Annotated in this window: 23 protein-coding genes; 12 read left to right on the forward strand and 11 right to left on the reverse strand. The window is 66.1% G+C overall.

Features of this window, described 5'->3' with window-relative positions:
• Window positions 1–93 precede the first annotated feature (93 nt).
• The 8 genes from amrS (at window position 94) to MKP05_RS16900 (ending at window position 8947) form a co-directional block, all read left to right on the forward strand.
• On the forward strand, window positions 94–1227 hold the full coding sequence (amrS, locus tag MKP05_RS16865; RefSeq protein ID WP_240569369.1) for an AmmeMemoRadiSam system radical SAM enzyme: 1134 nt from the start codon (window positions 94–96) through the stop codon (window positions 1225–1227).
• Between the two features lie 175 nt (window positions 1228–1402).
• Window positions 1403–2023, forward strand: coding sequence for a cell wall hydrolase (locus MKP05_RS16870; RefSeq protein WP_240569370.1), 621 nt, complete (start codon window positions 1403–1405; stop codon window positions 2021–2023).
• Window positions 2024–2105: 82 nt separating this feature from the next.
• Window positions 2106–3197: a patatin-like phospholipase family protein gene (locus MKP05_RS16875; protein ID WP_240569371.1), complete on the forward strand. Its 1092-nt coding sequence runs from the start codon at window positions 2106–2108 to the stop codon at window positions 3195–3197.
• Window positions 3194–4642, forward strand: a complete 1449-nt coding sequence (locus tag MKP05_RS16880; protein WP_110281640.1) for a GntP family permease — start codon at window positions 3194–3196, stop codon at window positions 4640–4642. Before MKP05_RS16875 ends, MKP05_RS16880 begins: the two co-directional genes overlap by 4 nt.
• A 247-nt stretch (window positions 4643–4889) precedes the next feature.
• Window positions 4890–5489, forward strand: a complete 600-nt coding sequence (locus tag MKP05_RS16885) for a VOC family protein (RefSeq protein WP_240569372.1) — start codon at window positions 4890–4892, stop codon at window positions 5487–5489.
• A gap of 1141 nt (window positions 5490–6630) precedes the next feature.
• The gene (locus MKP05_RS16890) at window positions 6631–7569 is read left to right on the forward strand and encodes a metallophosphoesterase (protein WP_240569373.1); all 939 of its coding nucleotides are present in this window, start codon (window positions 6631–6633) and stop codon (window positions 7567–7569) included.
• A complete protein-coding gene (locus MKP05_RS16895) occupies window positions 7566–8726 on the forward strand; it encodes an ADP-ribosylglycohydrolase family protein (protein ID WP_240569374.1) in 1161 nt (386 codons plus the stop codon). The genes MKP05_RS16890 and MKP05_RS16895 overlap by 4 nt, the downstream gene beginning before the upstream one ends.
• 83 nt (window positions 8727–8809) lie before the next feature.
• Window positions 8810–8947, forward strand: a complete 138-nt coding sequence (locus MKP05_RS16900) for a hypothetical protein (RefSeq protein ID WP_240569375.1) — start codon at window positions 8810–8812, stop codon at window positions 8945–8947.
• A 327-nt stretch (window positions 8948–9274) separates the two neighbouring features.
• Here the strand turns inward: MKP05_RS16900 and MKP05_RS21895 are convergent, their stop codons facing one another.
• From MKP05_RS21895 to MKP05_RS16945, 9 genes are all read right to left on the reverse strand, one after another.
• Window positions 9275–10303: a hypothetical protein gene (locus tag MKP05_RS21895; protein ID WP_338072362.1), complete on the reverse strand. Its 1029-nt coding sequence runs from the start codon at window positions 10301–10303 to the stop codon at window positions 9275–9277.
• 325 nt (window positions 10304–10628) lie between these two features.
• Complete coding sequence (locus MKP05_RS16910; protein WP_240569376.1) at window positions 10629–11498, reverse strand: class I SAM-dependent methyltransferase; 870 nt, start codon at window positions 11496–11498, stop codon at window positions 10629–10631.
• 245 nt (window positions 11499–11743) lie between these two features.
• Complete coding sequence (locus MKP05_RS16915) at window positions 11744–12460, reverse strand: lipoyl protein ligase domain-containing protein (RefSeq protein WP_240569377.1); 717 nt, start codon at window positions 12458–12460, stop codon at window positions 11744–11746.
• Window positions 12429–13259 (reverse strand): 2-oxo acid dehydrogenase subunit E2, encoded by an 831-nt coding sequence (locus MKP05_RS16920; RefSeq protein ID WP_240569378.1) that lies wholly within the window; start codon window positions 13257–13259, stop codon window positions 12429–12431. The genes MKP05_RS16915 and MKP05_RS16920 overlap by 32 nt, the downstream gene beginning before the upstream one ends.
• 11 nt (window positions 13260–13270) lie before the next feature.
• On the reverse strand, window positions 13271–13507 hold the full coding sequence (locus MKP05_RS16925; protein WP_240569379.1) for a biotin/lipoyl-containing protein: 237 nt from the start codon (window positions 13505–13507) through the stop codon (window positions 13271–13273).
• Window positions 13508–13519: 12 nt separating this feature from the next.
• Window positions 13520–14551: an alpha-ketoacid dehydrogenase subunit beta gene (locus tag MKP05_RS16930; protein ID WP_240569380.1), complete on the reverse strand. Its 1032-nt coding sequence runs from the start codon at window positions 14549–14551 to the stop codon at window positions 13520–13522.
• A 16-nt stretch (window positions 14552–14567) separates the two neighbouring features.
• Window positions 14568–15548, reverse strand: a complete 981-nt coding sequence (locus tag MKP05_RS16935; protein WP_240569381.1) for a thiamine pyrophosphate-dependent dehydrogenase E1 component subunit alpha — start codon at window positions 15546–15548, stop codon at window positions 14568–14570.
• Between the two features lie 13 nt (window positions 15549–15561).
• Entirely contained in the window at window positions 15562–17142 is a 1581-nt protein-coding gene (locus tag MKP05_RS16940) for a GMC family oxidoreductase (RefSeq protein ID WP_240569382.1), read from the reverse strand.
• Between the two features lie 67 nt (window positions 17143–17209).
• Window positions 17210–17719 (reverse strand): gluconate 2-dehydrogenase subunit 3 family protein, encoded by a 510-nt coding sequence (locus MKP05_RS16945; protein WP_240569383.1) that lies wholly within the window; start codon window positions 17717–17719, stop codon window positions 17210–17212.
• A gap of 315 nt (window positions 17720–18034) precedes the next feature.
• On the opposite strand from MKP05_RS16945, the gene MKP05_RS16950 reads away from it, so the two are divergent.
• Window positions 18035–20032 carry a sigma-54-dependent Fis family transcriptional regulator gene (locus MKP05_RS16950; protein WP_240569384.1) on the forward strand — a complete coding sequence of 666 codons (1998 nt, stop codon included), beginning with the start codon at window positions 18035–18037 and terminating at the stop codon, window positions 20030–20032.
• 248 nt (window positions 20033–20280) lie between these two features.
• Here MKP05_RS16950 and MKP05_RS16955 read toward each other — a convergent pair whose 3' ends face one another.
• Both MKP05_RS16955 and MKP05_RS16960 read right to left on the reverse strand, forming a co-directional pair.
• Window positions 20281–20856 carry a TetR/AcrR family transcriptional regulator gene (locus MKP05_RS16955; RefSeq protein ID WP_240569385.1) on the reverse strand — a complete coding sequence of 192 codons (576 nt, stop codon included), beginning with the start codon at window positions 20854–20856 and terminating at the stop codon, window positions 20281–20283.
• Window positions 20857–20928: 72 nt separating this feature from the next.
• The gene (locus tag MKP05_RS16960; RefSeq protein WP_110281660.1) at window positions 20929–21816 is read right to left on the reverse strand and encodes a substrate-binding domain-containing protein; all 888 of its coding nucleotides are present in this window, start codon (window positions 21814–21816) and stop codon (window positions 20929–20931) included.
• A gap of 106 nt (window positions 21817–21922) precedes the next feature.
• On the opposite strand from MKP05_RS16960, the gene MKP05_RS16965 reads away from it, so the two are divergent.
• The 3 genes from MKP05_RS16965 (at window position 21923) to MKP05_RS16975 (ending at window position 24195) form a co-directional block, all read left to right on the forward strand.
• Entirely contained in the window at window positions 21923–22627 is a 705-nt protein-coding gene (locus MKP05_RS16965) for an ABC transporter permease (protein WP_110281661.1), read from the forward strand.
• Window positions 22624–23352, forward strand: coding sequence for an ATP-binding cassette domain-containing protein (locus tag MKP05_RS16970; protein ID WP_110281662.1), 729 nt, complete (start codon window positions 22624–22626; stop codon window positions 23350–23352). Before MKP05_RS16965 ends, MKP05_RS16970 begins: the two co-directional genes overlap by 4 nt.
• 69 nt (window positions 23353–23421) lie before the next feature.
• Window positions 23422–24195: an ABC transporter substrate-binding protein gene (locus tag MKP05_RS16975; protein ID WP_439109003.1), complete on the forward strand. Its 774-nt coding sequence runs from the start codon at window positions 23422–23424 to the stop codon at window positions 24193–24195.
• Window positions 24196–24395 lie beyond the last annotated feature (200 nt).

A 24395-nucleotide genomic window follows, 5' to 3' on the forward strand; every position in this document is an offset into this window, starting at 1 on the left:
CCGGCCGGCGCGCCTTCTCCCGCCCCCTGCGCCGCGGGCCACCGGAACGACACCGGGGCCGGGCAGTCTCAAGGAGTCGAGGAGTCCTTGCCCATGATCCGCGAGCTCGACGGCAGCGTGCATCCCACCCACCACTGGCATCGGCTGGACGACGGCCGTGTGCAGTGCGACGTCTGCCCGCGCGCCTGCAAGCTGCGCGAGGGCCAGCGCGGGCTCTGCTTCGTGCGCGCCCGCCAGGGCGACAGGGTAGTGCTCACCAGCTACGGGCGCTCCAGCGGCTTCTGCCTCGACCCCATCGAGAAGAAGCCGCTCAATCACTTCCTGCCCGGCACCGCCGTGCTCTCCTTCGGCACCGCCGGCTGCAACCTGGCGTGCAAGTTCTGCCAGAACTGGGACATGAGCAAGTCCCGAGAGATGGACACCCTGGCCGACGCCGCCAGCCCCGCAAGCCTGGCCGAGGCCGCCGCGGGCCTCGGCGCCCGGAGCGTCGCCTACACCTACAACGACCCGGTGATCTTCCTGGAGTACGCCATGGACGTGGCCGATGCCTGCCGCGAACGCGGGGTGCACTCGGTGGCGGTCACCGCGGGCTATGTCTGCGACGCCCCGCGCCGCGAGTTCTTCGCCCACATGGACGCCGCCAACGTCGACCTCAAGGCCTTCACCGAGGATTTCTACCGCAAGATCTGCGGCGGCAGCCTGAGCCCGGTGCTCGACACCCTGCTCTACCTGCGCCACGAGACCGACGTCTGGTTCGAGATCACCACCCTGCTGATCCCCGATCACAACGACTCGTCCCGGGAGATCGAGGCACTGAGCCGCTGGGTGGTGGATCATCTCGGCCCGGACGTGCCGCTGCACTTCACCGCCTTCCACCCCGACTGGAAGATGCGCGACACCCCACCCACCCCGCCGGCCACCCTGAGCCGGGCGCGGGAGATCGCCCGGGCCAACGGGGTGCGCTACGCCTTCACCGGCAACGTCCACGACCCACTCGGCAGCAGCACCTACTGCCACGGCTGCGGGGAATTGCTGATCGAGCGCGACTGGTACGCCCTCTCGAGCTGGAACCTGACCGACGACGGCCACTGCCGCTACTGCGGTACCGCCTGCGCCGGCGTCTTCGCCGGCCCGCCCGGCCAGTGGGGCCGGCGCCGCCAGCCCGTGCGCCTGGCCGACATGGTGCCGCACCGCTGGACGGCTCCCCGCGGGCAGTCGAACCGATAGCGGGCACACAACACTATACTGAAACGATATCGCTTCCCTGAAGGCGATGCCGTCCAGCGTCAACTCCGGCCGATGCCGCCAGGCGGCTCGACCGGGGCTCGTGCTCGGCGGGAACGGCCCGCCGACAACTCGTGCGGGCGTGGGTCAGACAGGCTTCATCCGAGAGGTGCAGCCGATGCGCCGACTATGGATAGCGACCTGCGTCGCGCTCCTCCTGTTCATGGGCCAGGCCGTCGCGGCCGATCCGTCGGCGCAGGCGGAAGCCGCCAGGAGCAAGGCGGAGGAACTCGAACAGAACGCCGCGCCCGAGGGCAGTCAGGCGCCCGCCTCTCCCGCCGAGACCATCACGCGGCCCGAGGCACAGGCGGTCGACCCCGCCGGCGAAGCCCCGCTGGACGATGCGATCACCTGCCTCGCCCGCAGCATCTACTGGGAGGCCAAGGGCGGAGGGATCGCCGACATGGAGGCCGTCGCCAATGTCGTCATGAACCGGCTGGGTCACGAGGGCTTCCCCGATACGGTCTGTGACGTCGTCAAGCAAGGCTCCGAGCAGGGCGCCTGCCAGTTCTCGTGGTGGTGCGATGGCCGCCCGGATGAGGTCGTGGAGGATGACCGCTACGAGATCGCCAAGGAGATCGCTCGGCGAGCCCTCAACCAGCAGCTGCCGGACCGCACCGAGGGGGCCCTCTATTTCCACCAACGGACGGTGGCCCCCCACTGGGCCGAGGAATACATCAAGACGGTCGAGGTCGGCGACTTCCTCTTCTACCGGCCCCTCGGCGACGCGGCACACTAGGCGACCCGGCGGCATGGTGCAGACAGATGCCGGCAGGAGGCCTACACTGCGTTGCAGCATTCATGTGTGAGCGGGGGAAGGCATGGCGAAGGGCGACAGGAAGCGCATCGACCTGGCGTTGCAGGGCGGTGGCTCGCACGGGGCCTTGACCTGGGGCGTGCTGGATCGCCTGCTGGAAGAGGATCGGCTGGAAATCGACGGGATCAGCGGCACCAGCGCGGGCGCCATGAACGCCGTGGTGCTGGCCGATGGGCTACACGAGGGCGGTCGCGATGGCGCCCGTGCGGCACTGCATACCTTCTGGAAGGCGGTCAGCGATGCGGCACGCCTTTCGCCCGTTCAGCGCAGCCCCTGGGACCGGCTGATGGGTAACGACAGCCTCGACCATTCGCCGAGCTATCTGTTCTTCGAGAGCCTCACGCAGCTGATCGCCCCCGCCAAGCTCAATCCCCTCGCCATCAACCCGCTGCGCGATCTGGTGCTCAAGCTGGTCGATTTCGAACGGGTCAACGCCTGCCGCAAGGTCAAGCTGTTCGTCACCGCCACCAATGTGCGCACCGGACGGGCGAAGATATTTCGCCAACCCGAACTGACGGTCGATACCGTGATGGCGTCGGCCTGCCTACCCTTCATGTTTCCGGCGGTGGAAATCGATGGCGAGGCCTACTGGGACGGCGGCTACAGCGGCAACCCGGCGCTCTATCCGCTGGTCGACGATCAGGGCTGCCGTGACCTGGTGGTGGTCCAGGTCAATCCCCTCGTGCGTCGCAAGCTGCCCGACAGTTCCCGGGAGATCATCAACCGGATCAACGAGATCACCTTCAACTCGAGCCTGATCAAGGAACTACGCAGCATTCAGTTGTTGCACCAGTTGATCGAGGCGGAGGGGCTGGAGCTCGAGAGTTACCGCTCGATGCGCCTGCACCTGATCCATGCCGAGCACGAGGCCGAAGCGCTGAGCGCCTCCAGCAAGATGAATGCCGAGTGGGACTTCCTCTCCCGCCTGCATGCCCAGGGCCGCGCCTGGGCCGACCGGTGGCTGGATGAGCACTTCGACACTCTTGGCGAGCGCTCGACCTTCGACCTGAATGCGGTCTTCGCGGACACGTTTCGCCCGGTCTCGACGGCAGACGACGCGGCCCCCACCAAGCATGGCGGAGAAGAGCGCGGATGATCGGTATCCTGGCGATTGCCGTGGCGTTGCTGCTGTTGATGTATCTCGCCTATCGCGGCCTCAGCCTGTTGATCCTGGCGCCGACACTGGCCGCGCTGGTGGCACTGGTCTCGGTCGACACCCCCCTGCTGGCCAGCTATACCGAGGTCTTCATGGGCGCCGCGGGTGATTTCATCGTCCGTTACTTTCCGCTGTTCCTGCTGGGGGCGGTGTTCGGCAAGCTGATGGAGGATTCGGGCAGTGCCGAGGTACTGGCGAGCGCCATCGTCGAGCGCCTGGGCGACACGCGCGCCATCCTGGCGGTGGTGCTCTCCTGCGCGGTGATGACCTATGGCGGCGTCTCGCTGTTCGTGGTGGCCTTCGCGGTCTACCCGATCGCCGCGGCCCTGTTTCGCCAGGCCAGCCTGCCCAAGCGGCTGATCCCCGGCACCATCGCCCTGGGGGCCTTCACCTTCACCATGACGGCGCTGCCGGGCACGCCAGCCATCCAGAACGCCATTCCCATGCCCTATTTCGGCACTTCCCCCTTTGCCGCTCCGGGGCTCGGCATCCTCGCCGGGCTCGTCATGCTGGTGTCGGGACAGGCCTGGCTGAGCTACCGGGCCCGTCAGGCCCGACGGGCAGGGGAAGGCTACGGCGCACATCGGGACGACTCGCAGGTGGTCGGCAACCTGCGCGAACACGCGGCGGGCGAAGGATTCGACCTGGCCGAGGTCGCCCCTCGGCAGCCCCTCGGCTCGCTGCCCACCCTGCCACTGGCACTGCTGCCGATCATACTGGTGATCGCGCTGAACCTGCTGTTCACCGCGGTGGTGATCCCGGCCATGGAGACGGGGTACCTGGCCGATCCGCTGTATGGCGCGACCAGCCTCGAGGCGGTGCGCGGGGTCTGGTCGGTGATCGCCGCCCTGGTGATCGCCATCGGGGTCATCATCCTCACCAACCGGCAACGCCTGAAGACCCTCACCACCACCCTCGACAGCGGCGCCAATGCCTCGCTGCTGCCGATCTTCAACACCGCCAGCCTGGTCGGCTTCGGTTCGGTGATTGCGTCGCTCGCGGCCTTCGACACGATCAGCGCCTGGGTAACCTCGGCGGGGGGAGACAACCCGCTGATCTCGCTCGCCATTGCGGTCAACCTGCTGGCGGGCATGACCGGGTCGGCCTCGGGCGGCATGAGCATCGCCCTGGCGACACTGGGTGACGCCTACCTGGCCATGGGCCAGGCAGCCGGCATCGCGCCCGAGTTGATGCACCGGGTCACGGCGGTGGCCACCGGCGGACTGGATGCGCTACCGCATAACGGCGCGGTGATCACGCTGCTCTCCATCTGCGGGTTGACGCACCGCCAGGCCTATCTCGATATCGCGATGGTCGCCGTCGTGGTGCCCCTTGTCTCGCTGGTGCTGCTGATCGCCGTGGGCACCCTGGTGGGTTCGTTCTGAGCGGCACCGTATCTCTCCTCTGTAACGTGACAACCGTTACATCGCTGTATCGCCCTTGACACCTGTCACCTTCCCCCTGGCCCAACCAGCCCATGAAAAACATGGGCTTAGCGAGGCTTTCCATATACCCCGCGGCTGGCATGGGCATTGCTCCTTCGTTCCGGTGGCCACCGTCACCGACAACCGTCACCGACAACCGTCACCGACAACCGTCGCCGACAACAATGCACAACGATGGAGATATGCCATGTTCGATACCCTCAAGCGCGCCACCCTCTCGGCGCCCCTTTTCCTGGCCGTGTTGCTGGCCAGCCAGGCCGCCCAGGCGGATCTTCCGGGAATGCGTGGAACCCAGCACTTCGGCTTCACCGTGCCCGACCGCCAGGCGGCGGTGGATTTCTTCGTCGAGGTGATCGGCTGCGAGGCCTTCTTCACCATCGGCCCCTTCGGGCCCTTCGATGACGACTGGATGGGCGTGAACCTCGACGTCCACCCCGAGGCCACCATTCCCGCCGCCCACCTGGTGCGCTGTGGCAATGGCACCAACCTGGAGATCTTCGAGTATACCGCCCCCGACCAGCGCACCGAGCAGCCTCGCAACAGCGACATCGGCGGACACCATATCGCCTTCTACGTGGATGACATGGACAACGCGGTGGCCTATCTCGAGCAGCATGACGTGGAGGTGCTCGGTGAGCCCAAGACCTTCACCGAAGGCCCCATGGAGGGGCTGACCTGGGTCTACTTCATGGCCCCCTGGGGCATGCAACTGGAACTGGTCAGTTCACCCCATGGCATGGGCTATGAGGCCGACACCGGCAGCCGGCTCTGGGATCCGCGCCACTAGTCGGCGGCGCGCGGCGGCACCGCCCGGTGCCGCCCGCTCGGCAACCCTCTAAATGGTTAGGTTCAGGCCTTGGCCCACCAGGCGGCCTTCAGCGAGCGCCGTGCCCAGTCGGCGGCCAGCTCGCGATCCTCGAAGAGCACTTCCCTTTTCCTGCCTTGTTATCCCTAATTCGACTATGCAAAGCTCAGAATTCTTGTCTAGGCTCCAATGTAATGGTATGTATCCGAATGTAGCGATGCCGCTCCTATGCGGCAGCGTTTGTTATTCGCAGATGGCCAAAATAGCGGAGTCAGTCGTGACATCGCCTGTCGGTAGCGTGGTCGCAAGGAAAGTCAGTGGAGGGATCCGTGAGCTTGAGGCTAAGTCAGCGGGTATCTGTATTGGTGGACTGGTGGAAACTGTGGCGCTCGTGCACCGAACCACTCCTGCTGTGTTTCGCATCAGTTACGGAAGTAGCGGCGAGTTTTCCATCCATCCGACGGCTTTTTAAAAGGCCATCGCATTTTCCATGCGTGGGCTCGGTTCAGGAGATTGCGATGTGATGTAGCTTGGCACAGTAGAAAAATTATAATAGCAGGTATCATATGAAAACAAGGTGATTTTATAAGTCGGTAACTTTAGTCCTGTTGAGCGCATTTGTCTTGGCTGGTTGTGCCGAGCCAGAGGAGCCTCAAGATTATTCGGAATATACTGCAAGGTGCCATGGTAAAACGTACAAGCTTCAGCAAAGTAGCAAGCTGAGGTGGCAAACACTTCAGTAGAGAGAGCAAATAAGCAAGGAGCCCAATATAATGAAAGCCCTTATAAACGAATACAAGTGAGCGGAAGGGCTAAACTCCAGAATGGCTTTGGCGCCTGGAGAAACTATAGATACAAATGCGTAATGGTTACAGAATGGTCGAGTGACGTCGTGCTTTTGGAGGGCTATCGATAATAAATAACATTTAAATACCGGCGCATCAACAAGCTTTGGCAACGTGGACGCATATTAGTAGCTACTCCGAGTCAGGGGCGTTTCTTCCATCCGCATTAAAGCGATGAATCCATATGAGTAGTGCATGAGGGTTGCTGCGGTTTGGGCGGTGTGTTTTCGCTGGAGCATGTTATGATAGAAACTTCATTCCACGTCCAAGAAGTCTATATGTACGATCTCATCGGCGACATCCACGGCTACGCTACGCCCCTCAAGCATCTGTTGGAAAAGCTCGGCTACAAGGAGAAGCGTGGTATTTGGTCTCATCCTGAGCGTGAGGTGATCTTTCTCGGTGACTTCGTCGATCGCGGACCCGAGCAGGTGGAGACCGTCCGCATGGCTCGGTCCATGGTCGAAGCCGGCCATGCCCAAGCCGTCATGGGCAACCACGAGTTCAACGCCGTGGTCTGGGCCACCGAGGACCCTGATCATCCAGGCCGCTATCTACGGGCCCACAGCGACCGGAATCATCGTCAGCACCAGGCCTATCTAGAGCAGGTGGGGGAGGGCAGCGAGCTGCACCAGTCACATATTGCCTGGTTCAAGACCCTGCCGCTCTATCTCGACCTCGAAGGCCTACGCGTCATTCATGCCTGCTGGCACCGACCGTCACTGGCTGTCCTGTCCGGCTACCTGGACGATCGGCAGTGCATCCGGGCGAATGCCTGGCCGGCCCTGGCTCGCGAGGACACAGCTGCCTTCGATGCTCTGGAAACCGTGCTCAAGGGGTTGGAGATACCCTTACCCAGCGGGGCGGAGTTCGCTGACAAGGACGGCAATGTGCGACGTCATGTCCGCGCCCGCTGGTGGGAGCTGGAGAGGTTCACCTACCGCGACTTGGCGATGGTGCCGGCCGAGGCCATCGAAGCGATACCTCATGATCCCATACCCGACGATGTGTTGCCCGGCTACGAGGCCGACAAGCCGCTATTCGTCGGCCATTACTGGCTCACTGGCACACCCGAGCCATTGACCCCCCACATCGCCTGCCTGGATTACAGCATTGCTGCCGGCCACATCCAGGGTGGCGGTAACGGCAAGCTGTGTGCCTACCGCTGGGACGGCGAAACCGAGTTGGTTGCCGATAAATTCGTGTGGGTCGAATGAATCGCTTCCCGCTAGACAGTGTAGGCGGGACGACAAGGAGTCGCATCATGAATGACCCCCTCTCCATTGAGGACCGTTTTACCGGCTGCCTGCTGGGCGGCGCCGTGGGCGATGCGTTGGGGGCGCCCGTGGAATTCCTCTCCCGCCGGCAGATCCTCGATCGGTTCGGTCCGGAAGGGGTCGGCAAGTATGCCCCGTCTTATGGCGGTCTGGGTCGGATCACCGACGACACCCAGATGACCCTGTTCACCGCCGAAGGCCTGCTGCGTAGCTGGGTTCGGGGTACCATCCGGGGTATCACGCACTATCCCAGCATCATCTGCCATGCCTATATGCGCTGGCTGCTCACCCAGGGCGAAAAGCCTGCCCCGGAGATGCGACGGCTCATGGCAGATAGCATCGAACAATCCCCCGGCTGGTTGTTCCAGCAGCGGGCGCTGCATGATCGCCGTGCGCCCGGCAATACCTGCCTGAGTGCGCTGCGGTTCGTGACGGGGCTGGGCGACATGGCCAAGAACGACAGCAAGGGCTGTGGCGGGGTGATGCGCGTGGCTCCCATCGGGCTGTTCGGCCATCGGGCCGGCCACCGCCAGGAAGTCTTCGAACTCGGTTGTGATGCCGCCGCGATCACCCATGGGCATCCCACCGGCCAGCACCCGGCGGGTGTCCTGGCGCTGATGATCAACCTGCTGGCCGAAGGGCAAACAATCCGACAGGCCCTGGAGGTCGCCAAGGATTTCCTCGAGGCGCGCAATGATACGGACGACACCCGCCGGGCCATCGAGCTGGCCGAACGGCTGGCGGCCACCGCTACCCCGCACCATGCGGCCATCGCGCAGCTGGGTCAGGGCTGGGTGGCCGAGGAAGCGCTGGCAATCTCGATCTATTGTGCGCTGGTGGCCAAGGATTTTCGCCACGGCGTGATGCTGGCCGTCAATCATGATGGCGACTCGGATTCCACCGGCGCTATCACCGGCAACCTCCTGGGCGTGCTCTACGGCGTGAAGGCCATTCCCGATGAATGGCTGGAGTTTCTTGAGTTGCGTGATGTGATTACAGAATTGGCCAAAGATCTGGCGAACTTCCAGCGCTGGGATGTCGGTGAGTACGGTGGGACGGACAACGACCGAGTGTGGGAGAAGTATCCAGGTTACTGATGGACTCGAATGTATCGCTTTATCCTTTCGTGAAAAGGACTTTCCAGAATCGTCATTGTCTGAATTGAACCATCATGAATTAGTTGGACTGGGTGGTCAAGCACCCGTTTCATGTCATCAAAAACCTCTACGGCTACCGGAACGAGGGGAATTTCATCGCCATGATCTACCTGATAGGCAGCCCGGTGGGGCGCATGCTGGATCAAGCCAAATCCACCTGATACGACGAAGAACCTACAAAAGCAGGTCTACCATGCTGTGATCGACGGCGAGCCGAGTTCCGGTGATCGGCACATCTGTACTCACTGCTGGACAGCTAGGCTGAGTGGAAGTCGAGGCGCGCAACAACGACAAGTGCTTCGTCGGCTCCACCAGGAAGAGAGTATCGCTGTGTGGCGCAAGTAGCTGTTGCTGGTCAAGTAGGCGCTCCTGGTGGATACCAAGGGGGTAGTCGGACTCTAACCGGTGCACAACGCGACGGGCCACCGATCGTTGATCGGCGGCCCGTCGGCGAGAGGGTCGGCTTGGCGTAAGGCCGGCCAGAAGGCTTACTTTCCGGTCTTTCTGGTAGTTGGCTTCGCCTGCTTGACGTTGCTCTCGGTAGTCTTGGTAGCCTGCTTGGCGTTGCTCTCGGCAGTCTCGGTAGCCTGCTTGGCGTTGCTCTCGGTAGTCTTGGTAGCCTGCTTGGCGTTGCTCTCGGCAGTCTCGGCAGCCTGCTTGACCTTGCTCTCGGCAGTCTCGGCAGCCTGCTTGACCTTGCTCTCGGCAGTCTTGGTAGCCTGCTTGGCGTTGCTCCCGGCAGTCTCGGCAGCCTGCTCGACCTTGCTCTCGGCAGTCTCGGCAGCCTGCTTGGCGTTGCTCTCGGCAGTCTCGGCAGCCTGCTTGGCGTTGCTCTCGGCAGTCTCGGCAGCCTGCTTGGCGTTGCTCTCGGCAGTCTCGGCAGCCTGCTTGACCTTGCTCTCGGCAGTCTTGGTAGCCTGCTTGGCGTTGCTCCCGGCAGTCTCGGCAGCCTGCTCGACCTTGCTCTCGGTAGTCTCGGCAGACTGCTTGGCGTTGCTCTCGGCAGTCTCGGCAGCCTGCTTGGCGTTGCTCTCGGCAGTCTCGGCAGCCTGTTTGGCGTTGCTTCCGGCAGCCTCGGCAGCCTGTTTGGCGTTGCTCCCGGCAGCCTCGGTGACCTGCTTGACGCTGCTCTCGGCAGCCTCGGTGACCTGCTTGACGCTGCTCTCGGCTGCCTCGGTCACCTGCTTGGCGTTGCTGTCTGTCAGCCTCTGGATTTGCTGGACGAAGTCCTGTTGCAGAGCCACGACCTTCTCGGCATCGCCCTTCAGGCACTCGGTCAGGTACTTGGCGACCTGCTGCTGGCCTTGGGTATAGGCGCGCAGGCCTTCCGCGTCCTTGACGTTCACCAGGCTGCGCAGCAGCGCCAGGCTGGCGTCGGTGTAGGCCTTGCCGACCTCGAGCTGGGTATTGACTAGCTTCTCGGTATAGTCCACGGAGAGGGCCGCGTAGGCGCGGGCTGGGCCGAAGAACATGGATTCGAGCTGATCGGTGAACTGCTTGGTGTCGACGTTTTGCAAGGTTGACCTCCTCGGGGGCTAAGGATGGCGAAGGCCCTGGCGGTCTGCCGCTGCCTTCTGCATCTCTGATGCAGTGCATCAATAGCAGAGATATTTGTGCGGCGCAACATAAGCTGGCGTGAGGAAGGAGGTGGTGAGCACCATCCGCGTTTAATGGCTGAGTCAATCGTCTCCGTAAGCGCTGACGCCAGGGCAGAGCAATACGCCTAATTCCTTGATGTGCCGAACGTTTGTGGATAGTAGCACGAGGGCGGTGCCCACCGCCTGACGCCGATCGTCGGCCCGGCGTGGCTCGGAGGCAAGCCACGCCGGACCGGGGGAGGCATCAGCCGGCCGGCTTGCGCGCCGTGATGGTCCAGGAGCTCGAGCCCATGACGATCTTTCCCGCCTGCGCATAGGGTGCCAGGGTGCTGCGCAGCGCCTCCTCGATCTGCGGACGCTGGCGCTCGGCTTCCTCGCCGGCCTCGCGGAACACCTCCCCCGCCGGCCCCAGGGCAAGCTGGAAGCGCATGGCGTTTTCCACCGAATCGCCGACCTCGACCGGGCCGTCGTTGCGCTCGAAGTGGATCTCCTCGAAACCGGCGATCTCGAGCTGCTGGGTGACCACGTCCGGGTTGGCCATGGAGAACGGCCCGGGGCCGCAGGTGCGGGCATCCTCTCCGGGCGGCGGCAGGAAATCCAGCACCACCTGCTTGGGTAGGCCCAGCCAGGGGTTGTCCTCGATGTCGCGCCAGACGATGAACATCAGCTCGCCACCGGGGCGCAGCGCCTTGTGGATGTTGCGCATGGCGACGACCGGGTGCTCGAAGAACATCATGCCGAACCGCGAGAAGCACAGGTCGTACTCCGGCTCGAAGGGGTAGCGCTCGACGTCGGCGGCCACGAAGCGAACGTTGGCCAGGCCGGCCTCGTCGGCGCGCCGGCGGGCGTCTTCCAGGAACTGCTCGACGCAGTCCATGCCCAGCACCTGGCCCTCGGGGCCGGTCTTGCGCGCCAGCGCGATGGCGGTATCGCCCCAGCCGCAACCCACGTCGAGGATCCGCGCGCCCGGCGCCACCTCGAGTCTCCCGAGCGGGACCTGGCTATGGTAGCTCAGGCCATTCATCAGGATTTCCTGAAAGCGATCGAACTTCTCGGCCAGGGTGTCGTTCCAGAACTCCACGTATTCACTGGTTTGCTGCGTTGTCTGAGTCATTGTCATGTCTCCGCGTGTGGCACCCACAAGGGAAGCGATGCCGGCAGGCTACCCGGGGGCCGAATGACCCGTCGCAATGATGATCGCCTTGGACCAGTCTAGTACTGGAAGCCGCCGTAGAGTGATCGATCGGCGGCTCGCCCACAATGGATGGCGCTACACGCGCCCCCAGGACAGCACTCTGAGCGTGTGAAGCGGTATTCGCCTGACGCCTCGGCGTCCATGGTCGACGCAGGGAGGATCTATCATGATGCTTCCGCCAGCCGCTCCAGCAGCCCCGGCAGCGCCGAATCGAGGTCGAGGCCGGGCAGCGCCTGGGCAAGCGCGACATGGCTGGCGGCATGGAAGCGCTGCGGGTCGCCGATGGCGGCCTGGAAGGTGTTGACCACCTCGACCAGCGCCTCGGGGGTCTCCCCCACCTGCATGGCGCCGTGGGCCAGCATCGCCATGTCCTTGCAGCCGCGCACCCGGCGCCAGCGCTGGGCGGTGCCCACCAGCTTGCGCCCGGCGATGCGCACGTTGAAGCGGCCGTCGCAGTAGGCCCCGGGGGCCGAGCCGAGATCGGCATCCTGCACGCCGAGCGAGGCGAGCCAGTCGCACCAGGGGTCGCCGAGCCGACGATAGCCCCACTCCAGGTGCGCCGCGGAGCTGCCGACCCGGCAGCGCAGCGCCAGGGCCACATTGACCACCGCCGGGGACTGGGGTACCGGGGTCCCCCCGGTCGACCGGAACAGGATCGGCCAGCCCCGGTCCAGCAGGGCCCGGCGTGCCATGGGAAAGCCTTCGAGGCGCTCATGGCGCCGCGGCATCACCAACGCGTGATCGGTGGACGACCAGGCAATAAGCCCGAACCGTCTTTCGCCCTGGCAGATCGACTCCAGCAGCGCCTCGTCGAGCGCAAGGCCCCCTTCGACCGTAGGCCGCTGCAGGTCAAACTCCTCCAGGGGTGACAGGGCCGTCATGGCCAGCTCCTCTATGCGTTGATTCATTGGGCGGAGCCAGCTCGCCATCGAACGCTTCGGGCGCCAGGGTCTCGATACGTTCACACAGGGCATCGAGGAACGCCGCCGCCGGGGCACCGTTGACCGCGCGGTGATCGAAGGTCAGCGACAGGCCGATGACATCGATAGCCCGCCAATCGCCCGATACTGGCACGGCGCGGGCCTCGACACCACCGATCCCCAGGATCGCCACCTGGGGAACGTTGAGGATCGGCGTGAAGTGGTGCACCCGCGAGCGGCCCAGGTTGGAAACCGTGAAGGTCGCGCCGGTCAGCTCGCCGACACTCAGCTTGCCGGCCTGGGCCTTGGCCACCAGGGCACGGCGCGCCTCGGGCAGCCGGCCCAGGGGCAATGCCTGGGCATCGAACAGCGCCGGGGCCACCAGCAGGTCGCCGGGCAGCGGTATCGCCAGTCCCAGGTGCACCGCACCATGCTCGGTGATGCGGTTCTCCTCCAGAGTGGCGTTCAATGCAGGGAAGTCGGCCAGGGTCTGCACCACCAGGCGCAGCAGCAGATCCTGCACCGAGGGTGCGGTCCGGCCGTGCGCCTTGCAGCGCTCCCGCAGCGCCTGGAGGGCATCGAGTCGCGCGCTGGCATGGTGGGTGAGCTGGGCCGAGGACTGCAGGCTCTGCAGCATCTTCGAGGCGATCATGCCGCGCATCCCGCGCAGCGGCACTACTCTCGGAGGCGGCGCCCCTGAGGCGTCGGGACCTGCCCCCTCGGGGGCGGACGGGGCAGTGTCATGGGTTTCCAGTTTCATGGTTTGTCTCCTCAAGCCTCGAGGTGGGCGATGGTAGTCCCCTTGGTCACGACATCGTCCTCGCCCCGGGTGATGCTCAACTTCCCCGAAACCGGCGCCTCGATCTCGTACTGGGCCTTTTCCACCATTACCTCGGCGACCAGGTCGCCCTGGGCAACCTCGGCGCCATCGTCCACCAGCCAGGCGGTGATCACGCCTTCGGTGTCGCCCTCCCAGAGGTCCTCGGGTACGGTAATCTCGGTCGTCATATGGGTCTCTCCTCAACTCTCGTTCAGCATCTGATGGAAGGCGGCGACGATCTTGTCGGCACTGGGCAGGGCCCACTGCTCCATGGTCGGCGCGAAGGGTATCGGGATGTCCGGATAGGCCACCCGCTTGGGCGCGGCCTTGAGCCGGGTGGCGGCGTGCTCGGCCACGCTGGCGATGATCTCGCCGCTGACCCCGTAGCTGTGGTAGTCCTCGTCGACCACGATCAGCCGGCCGGTCCTGGCCACAGAGGCGCGTACGGTGTCGCGATCCAGCGGCACCAGGCTGCGCAGGTCGACCACCTCGGCGGAGAATCCCTCCTCCTCCAGCGCCCTGGCGGCGCGCAGGCAGTGGTGCACGCCGGCGCCGAGGCTGACCAGCGACACGTCGTTGCCCTCGCGCGCCACCGCGGCCTTGCCGATCTCGACCGTGTAGCTCTCCTCGGGCACCGCCACGGTGGCCCCCTTCTCGGTGCCCAGCCAGCCCATGCCCTGCAGCGACTTGTGGTACATGAACACCACCGGGTTGTCATCGCGGATCGCTGCAGTCATCAGCCCCTTGGCGTCATGGGCATTGCTCGGCACCACCACCTTCATGCCCGGCAGGTGGGCGAAGGTGGCGTAGAGGCACTGGGAGTGCTGGCCGGCATCGGAGTAGCCGCCGCCGGTGGAGGTCATCAGCACCATGGGCACCTTGACCTTGCCGCCGGAAAAGTAGGTGTTCTTGGCCATCAGGTTGTAGATGGCGTCCATGCAGACGCCGAAGAAGTCGACGAACATCAGCTCGACGATGGGCCGCATGCCATCCGAGGCGGCCCCCACGGCGGCACCGATAAAGGCGGTTTCGGAAATGGGCGTATCCCGGACGCGTTCCGCACCGAACTCGTCATACAGACCCCGGGTGTTGCCGAAGACCCCGCCCAGGGGGCCGATGTCTTCGCCCATCACGAAGACCCGGGGGTCGGCACGCATCTCCTGGGCGGTGGCCTCGGCCATGGCCCGAGCGATGGTCAGCTTGCGGCTGGCGCTCTTGGTAGTAGTCGTCATCACAGTTCTCCTGGCGTTAGATGAAGACGGTTTCCAGCGCCGCCTCGGGCGGCAGGAACTCGCTCTGCTGGGCGAAACGGATGGCCGTCTCGACCCGCTCGTTGGCCTCGGCGACCAAGTCGGCGTCGCCGGCCTCGTCGAACACGCCCGCGTCGAGCAGCGCCCGGCGATAGCGAGGGATCGGATCCGTGAGCCCCTCCTTCTCGCCCTTGGGCCGGTAGTCCTCGCCGTCGCCCATGAAGTGGCCGGCGAGCCGCACGGTCTCGATCTCGATCAGGCTCGGTCCCGCCCCCTCCCGGGCCCGGGCGATGGCAGTGCCGGCGGCGGCGAAGACGCCCTCCACGTCGTTGTCGGCCACGTGGTGACCCGGCATGCCGTAGGCGCTGGCGCGCTTGTCGTTGCGCGGCACCGCGGTGGAAGCCTGCTTGGCCACCGAGATGCCCCAGGCGTTGTCCTCGATCACGAAGACCACCGGCAGTTGCCACACCGCCGCCAGGTTCAGTGCCTCGTGGAAGGCCCCCTGGTTGGCAGCCCCCTCCCCCATAAAGGCCACGGCGACTCCAGGTTTTCCTTGCATCTTCCTCGACAGCGCCGCGCCCACCGCCGGTCCCAGGCCCTCGCCGATGATCCCCGAGCAGGAGAAGTTCACGGCCTCGTCGAACAGGTGCATGTGGCCGCCGCGACCGCCGGCGAGGCCCGTGGCCTTGCCGAAGATCTCGGCCACCATGGCGTCGAGGTCGACCCCCTTGGCCACGGCGATGTGGTGGGGCCGGTGGGTGGCGGTGACGATGTCCTCCGGGGTCAGGTGGGCACAGACCCCCACCGCACAGGGCTCCTGGCCGTTGGAAAGGTGCATCTCGCCGGGGATCGGCCCCTTGGCCATGTTGAACACCGGGGTCTTGCCCTCCATGTAGAGCGCCTCGATACGCTCCTCGAGGTAGCGGCTGAGCACCATGTTCCGGTACATCCAGCGACGTTGGTCGGCTGTCGGTTGCATAGGGGTCCTCCTCTCAGAGCTCGCCGCGCGACATGCGCTCGGCGATGTGATCGGCCTGGCGCAGGGCCAGGGCGACGATGGTCAGGGTCGGGTTCTCGGCGCCGCTGGTGGTGAACTGGCTACCGTCGGAGACGAAGAGGTTGTCGATGTCGTGGGTCTGGCCCCACTGGTTCACCACCCCGTCGGCGGGCCGGGCGCTCATGCGGTTGGTGCCCACGTTGTGGCTGGTGGGAAAGTCCGGCACGTCGAAGACGCGCACCGCGCCCACCGCCTCGTAGCACTTGGCGGCTTGCTGCTGGCCGTGGCGGCGCAGGCGCTCGTCGTTGGGATGGTCGCCCTTGTAGACGATCGGCACCGGCAGGCCGTACCGGTCCTTGCGGGAGTCATGCAGGGTGATGCCGTTGCGCTCTACCGGCAGGTCCTCGCCGCAGATCCACACCCCGGAGAGGTGGTCGTACTTCTCGAGGATGCCGGCATAGTCGCGCCCCCAGCCGCCGTTGGCCGGGTCCATGAACTTGGCGAAGAAGGGAATGCCCAGCGACATCACCTCCAGGGTGTAGCCGCCGACGAAGCCGCGCGAACGATCGAGGCGCGCCTCGTCGGAAATGATCCCGGCGAAGGTGGTGCCGCGGTGCATGTTCACCGGTTTCGGCATCTCGGCGAACACGCAGGCGGTGGCGTGGGTCATGTAGTTGCGCCCCACCTGGCCGGAGGAGTTGGCGAGCCCCTCGGGGAACAGCGACGAATGAGAGTTGAGCAGCAGCCGCGGCGACTCGATGGAGTTGCCCGCCACGCAGACCGCGCGGGCCCGCTGGCGCTGCAGGTTGCCGTCGCCGTCGGCATAGACCACCGCCGTGACCCGCCCATCGGCGTCGTGCTCGATCGTGAGCGCCATGGCATGGGGTCGCACCTCGCAGTGCCCGGTGGCCTCGGCGCGGGGAATGTCGGTGTACATGGTCGACCACTTGGCGCCGAACCGGCAGCCCTGCATGCAGAAGCCGGCGTGCAGGCAGGGGGGCCGATCGTCATAGGACCGGGTGTTGATGGCCATGGGACCGGCGCGCAGCTTTTCGTAGCCGACTCGCCTGGCGCCCTCGGCCAGCACCTTGAAGTTGTTGTTCCAGTCGTGCAGCGGCATGCCGGTGGACTCGCCGGTCACCCCCATGTGGCGCTCGGCCTTCACGTAGTAGGGCTCGAGTTCCTCATAGGAGATCGGCCAATCCAGCAGGTTGGCGCCGGCGATGTCGCCAACCTCGCTGTGCAGGCGGAACTCGTGGGGCTGGAAACGCAGCGACACCCCGGCCCAGTGGATGGTGCTGCCGCCCACCCCCTTGACGATCCAGGCCGGCAGGTTGGGGAAGGTCTCGGTCAGTTGACGGGGGCCGGCGGTGATGCGCTCGTCGAGCCAGGAGAGCTTCTCGAACATGGCCCACTCGTCGTTCTCGATGTCATCCAGGGCGTGGCGCTTGCCGGCCTCCAGCACCACGCTCTTGATACCCTTGCGGGCCAGGGCGTGGGCCAGGGTGCCGCCGCCGGCCCCGGAGCCGATGATCACCACCACCCCATCATCGTCATGGGTGAATCGGGTACTCATGGCGTGTCTCCTCTCGTTCACTCGTTGTCGGTTGTTATTGGTCGGGGGTGCTGGACTCAGGGGCCCATCACAGCCAGTCGATCACCAGGTCGTTGAAGCCACGGTTGATATAGCCGCCCTGCTCCCAGGAGGAGCCCTGGTAACCGAAGTGCGGCTCCCACAGCTCCGAGTTGTTGTAGAGGCCCACCACCAGGGTGTTGCGTACGGTCTGGAAGAAGTCGCCGGCCTGGATCTCGCGCAGCAGCGCCTCGCGCTCGGCGGGATCCTCGATCCCGGCGTAGTCGTGGCCATGGGCGTCCCGGGCGCGACTATCTAGGTCGTCGAGGCCGGCGGCGATCATGTCGCGTTGCTCTTCGAGCAGCGGGGTGAGCGGCTCCAGGTAGTAGCGATCCTCGATCGCCTCGTGGGGATAGATGTCGCGCCCCAGGCGCAACAGGCGGTTGGCCAGCTCGGGCTCGGCCAGTGCCCAGCGCGGCCACAGGCCGGTGGCGCCCAGCGCCAGGCTGCCGGCGGTCAGGGCGCCGGTGAGGGTGAGGAAGCGGCGACGGCTGAGCATCGCCCGGGAAGCTTCGGTCATGGCGTGACTCCTCGATCTCTTTGTTCTTCGTCGAGGGCCGCTCGCCGGGGCGGCGGCCACACCCCTACCGGGCAGCATTCATGCCAGGCATACCGCACTGTGCAGTAAAACCTTGAATGAAAAGGGGGAATATCAGGCGGGACGGGGCCGGTCCGGGTGCCGGCTTTACACCGTCGTGACAGCCGCGGGCGAACACCGCGTGACACCGGCGTTACACCTGTAACAGGGGCGACGAAGGTCGTATCTCGGGGCGAGACCCCAGCCCTTACCTTGAAGAAAAGACAACGACAAGACCGCGACCGGCAGAGGCACGCCATGCCCCCCACCCTGAGCCAACGCCAGCATATCGACACCATCCTCCAGGCCCTGGCCAGCCCTAGCGCCGAGGGAGAGGCGGCGATGATCGAGCGCTCCTGGCGGCGCTGCATCGACCGCTACGGCCTCGACCCGGCGCGCCCGACCCCCGCGCGCTACGTGCCCGGGGCCACCCTGCGCGAGCACCAGGACCAGGCCGATGCACTGCTCCAGGTGGCCCGGGCCGGGGTCGAGCAGCTCTACCGCCAGGTCGCCTCGCTGGGCTATGTGGTGCTGCTGACCGACGCCCGGGGCATCGCCGTGCAGTTCCTCGGCGCCAAGGCCGACCAGCGCGAGCACCAGCGCACCGGCCTCTACCTGGGCGCCGACTGGAGCGAATCCCGTGCTGGTACCTGCGCGGTGGGCACCTGCATCCATGAACGCAGCGCCCTCACCTGCCACCACAGCGACCACTTCAGCGCCCACCATATCCGGCTGACCTGTACCGCGGCGCCGGTCTTCGACCCCCACGGCCAGCTGCTGGCGGTGCTCGACATCTCCGCCTACCACTCGCCGGAGTCCAAGCACTCCCAGACCTTCGCCCTGCAACTGGTCAAGTACACCGCCAAGATGATCGAGGATGCCTACTTCCTGCAGCGCTACGCTGACCATCCCATCGTCTGCCTGGACCGCTCGCGGGAGTTCGTGCAGATCAACCGCCGCTACCTGCTGGCCATGGAGCCGGACGGCAGCCTGGTGGCGGCCAACACCGCCGGGCGCAAGCTGCTGCGCCACCACGAGCTCCCGCTGCCGGAGGCCGGCGAGGCACGCCCCTTCCGGGCCTGGCACATCCAGGACCTGCTCGACGCCGAGGTCGACGAGGTGCTGGCCATTCCCCAGCACAGCGGCGACCGGGTGCGCGCCTTCCGCACCCACCGCCATCGCGAACTCCACTTCGCCACCCTGATCGAGCCACCTCGGCGGGCCAGCGCAGCGCCCGGCACCGGCGAGCGGCGCGACTCGAGCCTGGCACCCCTGGAGGCCCTGGCCGACGACGACCCGGCGATGCGCGACACCCTCACCCGGGCCGCGCGACTGCGCAACGAGCCGATCAACATCCTGGTGATCGGCGAGACCGGTACCGGCAAGGAACGCATGGCCCGCGCGCTGCACGAGTCGAGCCGACGCCGCGACAAGCCCTTCGTGGCCATCAACTGCGCGGCGATGCCCGAATCGCTGATCGAGAGCGAGCTGTTCGGCCATGAGCCGGGGAGTTTCACCGGCGCCCGCAGCAAGGGCATGAAGGGGCTGATCGCCCAGGCCGACGGCGGCACCCTCTTCCTCGACGAGATCGGCGATATGCCGCTGCAGCTGCAGACCCGGCTGCTGCGGGTACTCGCCGAGCAGGAGGTGCTGCCGATCGGCGCCAGCCGCCCCATCAAGGTCGACCTGCGGGTGGTGGCCGCCACCCACCGCGACCTGCGTGGGCTGATCGGTGAGGGGCGTTTTCGCGAGGACCTGTTCTACCGCCTCAACGGCGCCAGCCTGCGCCTGCCGCCGCTGCGCGAGCGGGCCGACAAGGGTTACCTTATCCGCCGCATCTTCGACGAGCTCAACCAGCAGCGCGACGCCCGGGTGCGCCTGCGCGGCGATGCCATGAGCGCCCTGCTCGCCTACCCCTGGCCCGGCAACATCCGCGAACTGCACAACGCCCTGCACTACGCCCTGGCCACCTGCGAGGGCGACGAGATCGTGGTGAACGACCTGCCCGAGGAGTGCACCCACGGCCAGCTGGCCCACCCCGGTGCCAGCCCCGGCCTGGCTGCCCAGGACACGACCGGCATGACGTCCGCGGCGGCTCGCCGAGGCCCCGAGCAGGATCTGCTCCATCGCTCGCTGTGTCGTCACCAGTGGAACATCAGTGCCGTGGCCCGCGAACTCGGGCTGTCGCGACCCACCATCTACCGGCGCATGAAGCGCATGGGCATCGTCCCGCCCAACCAGCAGGCGCCGCTATAAGACCGCCCGGGGAGAGCCCCGGGCGGTCGAGAGGCCGGGCTGGCCAGGACGCCTCAGACGTGCATGATCTCCCCCTTCAGCGAGTAGGCGATGCCCTGATCGCCGCCCAGGTGCTCGTAAAGGCTCGTGCTTGTCATCCCGCACCTTCCGGGTTGGCGGTGACGCCAACCCTCACCGTTGGTGTATGGATGGCTTGAGATGCCACCATGAACAGACCAGTCGGTTTAGTCTCGGCCACACAAAAAGGCTTATTGCGTAGCGGCAGAGAAATAGAAGTCGAGCATGGCCCCGAGTGGGCCTGGATCGCGGCACAACCGGCTACGCAAGGCAGCGCCCTCCCAGCAGTCCACCAGCAGGTCCGCCATCTGGCGAGGATCTCTGTCCGGTGGCAGGTCACCCTGCTGCCGTGCCTCCTCCAGGCAGTCGGCGACCCGCACGGCGATGCCGGCGAAACAGGTCTCGATCTTGCGCCGGAACGTCTCGCTGATCCCCGACAGCTCCTGGCCGACCCCGCCGAGCAGGCAGCCCAGGTAGCCTTCCTGGCGGTACTTCTCCTGCGACAGCTCGAAGAACCGGTGCACCCGCTCCAGGGGCGGCAGACTGGCGTTGCCTAGGCTCAGATCCAGGCCGTGATGGACCTCCTCCATGTAGCGGTCGATGACCTGCAGGGCGAAGTCCTCCTTGCTGCGAAAGTGATGATAGAAGGACCCCTTCGGCGTCCCCGTCGCCTCCAGCAGCGCCTGAATTCCCAGGTCGTTGTAACCGTGCTCCAGCAGCATGGCGAGTCCCGCCTCGAGCAAGCGCTCCTTCGTCATATGCGTCATACACCATCCTTTCAGACCGACCGGTCTAATCTGCAGTATCGCCCACAGGCGCAAGGCGTCAAGTCGCCCACCTCAGGCGTTATAGACCACCTTCCCCTGCTCGCCGAGGTCATAGCCGCCGAGCGCCTCGGCCCGCTCGGTGAAGCGCGGCTCCCGGGCGAAGGCCAGCAGGCGCTGCACCGGCGACTCGAAATAGTCGCGCCGCCGCAGCAGGAGGTCGAAGGGCTCCCAATGCAGTGGCAGGAAGTCGACACCCTGGCGGCGCGCCGCCGCCTCGATCCCGAGCCCCACGTCCGCCTCTCCCTGGCGGATCGCCAGGGCCAGGTCGTCCTCGCTCAGCGCCAGATGGGGGGCGAAGGTCAGCGCCTCGAGGTCCAACCCCTGCCGGGTCAACAGGTGGCGCAGCAGCCGCTGCGCCCCGGCATCCGGCTGACGGCGCGCCACCACCAGCCCCGGCCGGTCGAGATCGGCCAGGCCGGTGAGCCCTCGGGGGTTGCCCGGCGCGAGCAGCAGCCCCTGGCAGCGCCGCACCCAACGCATCCCTACCAGGTCACGCATGCCGCCCAGGCCGAGACGCAGCGGGGCATTGTAGTCACCGCTCTCGGGGTCGATCAGGTGCACCGCGGCGAGCATCGCCTCGCCCTGTGCCAGGCGACGCACCCCATCGCCGCTGCCGTGACAGAGCAGCGCCAGGTCGCAGTCGCTCTCGCGCACCGCCCACTCCAGCAGCGGATCCTGGCTACCGGCCAGCACCGGCGGCGCCGGTCGTCGACTGGCCTGGTCTCCCTCCAGGTGGTGCATCAACCAGAGATCGAGGCTATGGCGCGGGAAGAGCAGCTTGCCGGTGACCCGGGTGCAGGGAATCACCCCCTGGGCGACCAGATCGTAGACCTTGCGCTCCTTGAGCCGCAGGTAGTCGGCTGCCTCGGCGGTCGTGAGGTAGGTGTAGGGCGTCGCCATCGGATCGTCTCTCGTCGTTTCACTGCATCATCCTGCATGAATTTCAGCATAGGATGCACCGGCGTCTTGTAATGCAGATGATGCAAGGAAGTCACGAGGGAGTACCATGCCGACCGCCGACAACGCCTTCGCCACCGCCCTGCGCCTGGTGCTGAACCTCGACCCGGCGCTGCGGGAGATCGTCGCCCTGTCGCTGCAGATCTCGCTGTCGGCGGTGGCCCTCGCCGCGCTCGTCGCCCTGCCACTGGGCGCGGCCCTGGCGCTGTGGCGTTTCCCCGGTCGCGGTGCCGTGATCGTGGTACTCAATGCCCTGATGGGACTGCCGCCGGTGGTGGCGGGGCTCACGGTCTACCTGCTGCTCTCTCGCGCCGGCCCGCTGGGGCAGTTCGGCCTGCTCTTCACGCCCAGCGCCATGGTGGTCGCCCAGGTCCTGCTGATCCTGCCGATCATCGCCGCCCTGACCCGCCAGCAGGTGGAGGAGCTGCACGCCGAGTACCGCGAGCAGCTGCAGTCGCTCGGGCTGTCACGGCTGCGCCGGATCCCCACCCTGCTGTGGGATGCCCGCTTCGGCCTGATGACGGTGATACTGGCCGGCTTCGGTCGCGCCAGTGCCGAGGTGGGCGCGGTGATGATCGTGGGCGGCAACATCGACGGCGTCACCCGGGTAATGACCACGGCGATCGTGCTGGAAACCAGCAAGGGCAACCTGCCGCTGGCCCTGGGGCTCGGCCTGGTGCTGCTCGCTCTGGTCACCCTGATCAACGGCGCCGCCTATGTGGTGGGCGAGACGGCCAGGAGGCGACTGGGATGACCCACGTGGCCCACCAGTTGCCCGAGGTGGCGATTCCCGCCCTGCGCTTCGAGGGTGCGAGCATGGTCCACCGCGGCCAGACGCTGCTCCAGCCGCTGACCCTCACCCTCGACGGCTGCCGGCGCACCCTGGTGATGGGGCCCAACGGGGCCGGCAAGAGCCTGCTGATGCGCCTGGCCCACGGCCTGCTGCTCCCCAGCACCGGACGGGTGTACTGGGGGGGCAAGCCACCGCGCCAGGCGATGGTCTTCCAGCGCCCGGTGCTGCTCAAGCGTTCCGCCCTGGACAACCTCACCTACGCCCTGGCCGTCAGTGGCACACCTTGGCGGGCACGCAAGCCGCTGGCCCGCGAGGCACTGGTGCGTTTCGGCCTGGGGCTCCTGGAAAGACGCCCGGCGCGGGTCCTCTCCGGCGGCGAGCAGCAACGCCTGGCCCTGGCCCGCGCCTGGCTGCTCGCACCGGAGGTGCTGTTCCTCGACGAACCCACCGCCGCCCTGGACCCGGCCTCGATGCGCGCCGTGGAAGCGGCAGTCCTCGACTTCCATGCCCGGGGCACGCGCATCCTGATGACCACCCACGACCTGAACCAGGCGAAACGGCTGGCGGACGACGTCGTGCTGCTCCACGAGGGGCGCCTGATCGAACACAGCGACGCCGAGCGTTTCTTCACCACACCGGCCTCACCGACCACCCGCGCCTTCATCGACGGCGACCTGGTCTGGTAGCTCGGATGACAACCACAGAAGGAAGACAAGATGCCGAAAGCCGGACTCATCCTCGCCGCACTCGGCCTGATGGGGCTGTCGCTTAACGCCACCGCCCAGAGCGTCGGCCATATCACCCTGGCCTCCACCACCTCCACCGAGAACTCGGGGCTCTTCGATGCCATCATCCCTGCGTTCACCGAGGCCACCGGCATCGAGGTAAGGGTCGTGTCGGTCGGCACCGGCCAGGCCTTCGAGATCGCCCGCCGCGGCGACGCCGACGCCCTGCTGGTGCACGACACCCGGGGCGAGGAGCAATTCGTCGCCGACGGCTGGGCCAGCGAGCGCGCCGACGTGATGGTCAACGACTTCGTTGTCGTCGGCCCGGACGACGACCCGGCCGGCATCCGCGAAGCCGCCGATGTGACCGAAGCCTTCGCCCGTATCGCCGAGGCCCAGGCATCTTTCGCCTCGCGGGGTGACGACAGCGGTACCCACCGCGCCGAGTTGCGCCTCTGGGAGTCGGCCGGAGTCGAGCCCGATGGCGCCTGGTACCGCGAGCTGGGCAGCGGCATGGGCCCGACGCTGAACACCGCCGCCGCCATGGACGCCTACGTGATGGCCGACCGCGCCACCTGGGTCGCCTTCGACAATCGCCAGAACCTGGCGCTGCTGTTCGAGGGCGACGAGGCACTGTTCAACCAGTACGGCAGCCTGCTGCTCGACCCTGGGCGCCACCCGCACCTCAAGCACGACCTCGCCGAACGGTGGCACCGCTGGCTGCTCTCCGAGGAGGGCCAGCGGGCCATCGCCGGCTTCGAGGTGAAGGGTCAGCAGCTCTTCTTCCCCAACGCCTCGCGGTAATTCTGCTCACAAACTACGTATTTTTACCTTTTTTCCTTGTGACCCACATGGACGTGGGAAATGCGAAGGCCCGTAAGCAATGGGATGGAGTCCTCCCCACCCTACACCGGCGTCGTTGCGCCACACTGGTGGGTGAGTGCATCACTTACCAGCCTTAGGATGAGGAGAACTCCCCATGAACATTAGCCGGGTCGGCGTGG

The sequence above is a fragment of the Halomonas flagellata genome (assembly GCF_022487945.1).
Lineage (GTDB): Bacteria > Pseudomonadota > Gammaproteobacteria > Pseudomonadales > Halomonadaceae > Halomonas > Halomonas flagellata.

Coding starts and splice junctions, on each gene's coding strand:
- MKP05_RS16910 (WP_240569376.1), bottom strand. CDS start 11,498: ATGACTCAGACAACGCAGCAAACCAGTGAATACGTGGAGTTCTGGAAC.
- MKP05_RS16880 (WP_110281640.1), top strand. CDS start 3,194: ATGATCGGTATCCTGGCGATTGCCGTGGCGTTGCTGCTGTTGATGTAT.
- MKP05_RS16930 (WP_240569380.1), bottom strand. CDS start 14,551: ATGACGACTACTACCAAGAGCGCCAGCCGCAAGCTGACCATCGCTCGG.
- MKP05_RS16925 (WP_240569379.1), bottom strand. CDS start 13,507: ATGACGACCGAGATTACCGTACCCGAGGACCTCTGGGAGGGCGACACC.
- MKP05_RS16915 (WP_240569377.1), bottom strand. CDS start 12,460: ATGACGGCCCTGTCACCCCTGGAGGAGTTTGACCTGCAGCGGCCTACG.
- MKP05_RS16890 (WP_240569373.1), top strand. CDS start 6,631: ATGTACGATCTCATCGGCGACATCCACGGCTACGCTACGCCCCTCAAG.
- MKP05_RS16870 (WP_240569370.1), top strand. CDS start 1,403: ATGCGCCGACTATGGATAGCGACCTGCGTCGCGCTCCTCCTGTTCATG.
- MKP05_RS16970 (WP_110281662.1), top strand. CDS start 22,624: ATGACCCACGTGGCCCACCAGTTGCCCGAGGTGGCGATTCCCGCCCTG.
- MKP05_RS16885 (WP_240569372.1), top strand. CDS start 4,890: ATGTTCGATACCCTCAAGCGCGCCACCCTCTCGGCGCCCCTTTTCCTG.
- MKP05_RS16960 (WP_110281660.1), bottom strand. CDS start 21,816: ATGGCGACGCCCTACACCTACCTCACGACCGCCGAGGCAGCCGACTAC.
- MKP05_RS16965 (WP_110281661.1), top strand. CDS start 21,923: ATGCCGACCGCCGACAACGCCTTCGCCACCGCCCTGCGCCTGGTGCTG.
- MKP05_RS16950 (WP_240569384.1), top strand. CDS start 18,035: ATGCCCCCCACCCTGAGCCAACGCCAGCATATCGACACCATCCTCCAG.
- MKP05_RS16940 (WP_240569382.1), bottom strand. CDS start 17,142: ATGAGTACCCGATTCACCCATGACGATGATGGGGTGGTGGTGATCATC.
- MKP05_RS16945 (WP_240569383.1), bottom strand. CDS start 17,719: ATGACCGAAGCTTCCCGGGCGATGCTCAGCCGTCGCCGCTTCCTCACC.
- MKP05_RS16895 (WP_240569374.1), top strand. CDS start 7,566: ATGAATCGCTTCCCGCTAGACAGTGTAGGCGGGACGACAAGGAGTCGC.
- MKP05_RS16920 (WP_240569378.1), bottom strand. CDS start 13,259: ATGAAACTGGAAACCCATGACACTGCCCCGTCCGCCCCCGAGGGGGCA.
- MKP05_RS16955 (WP_240569385.1), bottom strand. CDS start 20,856: ATGACGCATATGACGAAGGAGCGCTTGCTCGAGGCGGGACTCGCCATG.
- MKP05_RS16875 (WP_240569371.1), top strand. CDS start 2,106: ATGGCGAAGGGCGACAGGAAGCGCATCGACCTGGCGTTGCAGGGCGGT.
- amrS (WP_240569369.1), top strand. CDS start 94: ATGATCCGCGAGCTCGACGGCAGCGTGCATCCCACCCACCACTGGCAT.
- MKP05_RS16975 (WP_439109003.1), top strand. CDS start 23,422: ATGGGGCTGTCGCTTAACGCCACCGCCCAGAGCGTCGGCCATATCACC.
- MKP05_RS16935 (WP_240569381.1), bottom strand. CDS start 15,548: ATGCAACCGACAGCCGACCAACGTCGCTGGATGTACCGGAACATGGTG.